Below are 2,580 nucleotides of genomic sequence, written 5' to 3' on the forward strand. Positions count from 1 at the left end.
GAGCTCGGTCCCGGGGATCCTCTAGAGTCCTTCGTGATGTCGATGGTTCCCACCCGCGGGCCCGACTCCTACTACTCCGCCTACGGGTACGGCTACGGCTACGGGTACGGCTACCGCGAGACCCCGGCCAAGACCACCAAGGCCGAGCGCAAGGGGGCCAAGCGCCGCGGACGCACCACCCCGCTGGCCAGCGTGCCCGCCGCGCCCACGCTCGACGAGCTCGGGTTCGACTCCCGCCGCGACGCGCGTGAGGCCGACAGGGAGAGCTGAGCCGTGCCCCGCCCGCGCAGCTTCGCCAAGAGCCGCGGCGGCGCGACGCTCATCGCGATCGGACTGATCGCGCTCACCGTCGCGGCCGTCGGGCTCAGCGTCGCCGCGCTCCGGCAGGGCCGCGGCCCCGGCGACGTCGACGCCACCGTCGGACCGGCGCCCACCTTCACCTACACCGTCCGCACCCCGACAGCGACGGCGACACCCACGGCATCCGCTTCCCCCACCCCTGCCGGCGCGCCCGGTGCGGCCGAGCGGTTCCTGTCCGTCGGCGCCGACGCGATGTGGCGCGCCACCGCGGGAGCGTGCGGCGGCGCGGCCCCCGTCGTCGAACGCTCCGGCGACAACGGCGCCACGTGGCAGAGCGTCACCCCCACGGCGAAGGGCGCCGTCCAGGTGCTCAGCCTCACCTCGTTCGGCGGCCGCAACGCCACCGCCGTCGCCGCGCTCGGCGCGAACTGCACCCTGAACACGCTGCGCACCTACACCGACGGCCGGTTCTGGGAGCCCTATCCCGACATCTTCGCCGTAGACACCTACGTACTTCCCGGCTCGCGCGCCGTCATCGTCGACGGCACACGCATCGCCGCCCCCTGCGCGACACCCTGGGGCCTGCGCTCGGCCGGCAGCACCACCGCGATCGTCTGCGACGACGCCGCCTACCGCCTGGACGGGCAGAACTGGACGCGTCTCGCTCAGACCGCACGTGCCGTCGCCGTCAGCGCAGACACCGTCTACATCGCGCAGACGGATGCCGCGTGCAGCGGCATCCGCATCACCGCCCACTCGAGCGACGCGACCGGAGCGAGCGATCTCGGATGCACGACGCTCGACGCCGCCGATGCCGCCGGGCCACTCGCACTGGACGCGAGCAGCAGCGCATCGGGCACCGTGCTCACCCTCTGGGCGGGCTCACGCCTCATCGACATCGCCGGCTGAGCCGGCCGCAGTCACGAGGCGAGCAGCTCGGCGACGCGGCGACGCAGCTCGCGCGGCGCGAAGGGCTTCACGACGTAGTCGTCGGCACCGGCTCCGCGCGCCGCATCGATGTCGGACGGCGCCGATTTGGCCGTGAGCATGATGATGCGGGTGGCATCGAACGACGAATCCTGCCGCAGCGTGCGACAGACCTCGATGCCCGTCATCCCCGGCATCATCCAATCGAGAACGATGAGATCGGGGTGCGCTGCCGATGCCGCGGCGATTCCGTGCTCGCCGTCGGTGGCGACGGTGACCTCATGACCGGCGATGCTCAAGACCGTGCGCACCAGTTCGGCGACGTCGGCGTCGTCATCGACAACGAGCACGTTCGCCATGGGTGCGTCCTCCACCGACTCAGCCCCTCGATAACTAGCCTGTCTAGATTTCCCCCGAATGCCATTAGCGTACTCGTATGACAGCCTCCGGGGTGGATCGCCCCGTCGATCGCCCCACAGCTGCGTGGCGCACCCTGGGCTTCTGGCTGGGCGGAGCAGTGCTCATCTTCGTGCTGTCGATCGTGGCGGTCGGCTTCGCCGTTCCCGGCGTGCCGGTAGCCCTGTGGTGGCCCGCGGCCGGCGTCTCGGCCGTGCTCGTCCTGCGCGCGCCGCCGCATCGCCGCGCGGTGTCGGTGTGCGTCGTGCTCGTCGCGACGACCGCCGGCAACTTCGTGGCGGGGCGACCCGCCGAGCTCAGCGGTCTGTACGGACTGGCGAACGCGATCGAAGCGGCGATGCTGGGCTGGCTGCTGCTGCGCGGGGGGCGAGACGCACGCCTGCGCACAACCACCGACGCGGTGCAGTTCGTCGCCCTGTCCGCGGTCTCCGCCGTGGTCTTCGCCCTGCTCATCGCGCTCATCAACATCACCCTCGTCGAGGGCGAACCCCTCGCTTCGGCGATCATCACCTGCGCGTCCCACCTGTCGGCCGTACTGCTGATCGTTCCTCTCGCGCTCTTCGAGGGGCAGCCACACCCGCCTTCTCGTCCGGGCGAGTCGGCGGCGCAGATCCTCGTGATGCTCATCGTCATCGCGGCGGGCATCGGGCCGTACACGACCGTCGACGCGTTCTACCACCAGCTGTGCCCCGACTGCGCGGCGATGAGTCACGCCAAGCGCGACGCCCGCACCGACCTCACCGGCCGGCGCGCTCTGCTCACCGGCGGCCGCGCGAAGATCGGCATGTACATCGCGCTGCGCCTGCTGCGTGATGGCGCCCACACGACCATCACGACCCGCTTTCCGCGCGACGCCGTCCGCCGCTTCTCGGCGCTGCCCGACAGCGGGGACTGGATCCACCGGCTCAAGATCGTCGGCATCGACCTGCGCGACCC

The 2,580-nt window shown here is 71.4% G+C and carries 2 protein-coding genes and 2 pseudogenes; 3 read left to right on the forward strand and 1 reads right to left on the reverse strand.

Features of this window, described 5'->3' with window-relative positions; all coding sequences use genetic code 11:
• Window positions 1-270: pseudogene (locus I5I_RS14105) on the forward strand (polysaccharide biosynthesis tyrosine autokinase); the annotation flags it as partial.
• A 3-nt stretch (window positions 271-273) separates the two neighbouring features.
• Window positions 274-1,209 carry a hypothetical protein gene (locus I5I_RS14110; RefSeq protein WP_036321164.1) on the forward strand — a complete coding sequence of 312 codons (936 nt, stop codon included), beginning with the start codon at window positions 274-276 and terminating at the stop codon, window positions 1,207-1,209.
• A gap of 11 nt (window positions 1,210-1,220) precedes the next feature.
• On the opposite strand, the gene I5I_RS14115 is transcribed toward I5I_RS14110, so the two are convergent.
• Window positions 1,221-1,586: a response regulator transcription factor gene (locus tag I5I_RS14115; protein WP_036321166.1), complete on the reverse strand. Its 366-nt coding sequence runs from the start codon at window positions 1,584-1,586 to the stop codon at window positions 1,221-1,223.
• Between the two features lie 77 nt (window positions 1,587-1,663).
• Between I5I_RS14115 and I5I_RS17695 the strand changes: the two are divergent.
• A pseudogene (locus I5I_RS17695) lies at window positions 1,664-2,580 on the forward strand (hypothetical protein); the annotation flags it as partial.

The sequence above is a fragment of the Microbacterium sp. B24 genome, assembly GCF_000333415.1.
Classification (GTDB): domain Bacteria; phylum Actinomycetota; class Actinomycetes; order Actinomycetales; family Microbacteriaceae; genus Microbacterium.

Coding starts and splice junctions, on each gene's coding strand:
- I5I_RS14115 (WP_036321166.1), bottom strand. CDS start 1,586: ATGGCGAACGTGCTCGTTGTCGATGACGACGCCGACGTCGCCGAACTG.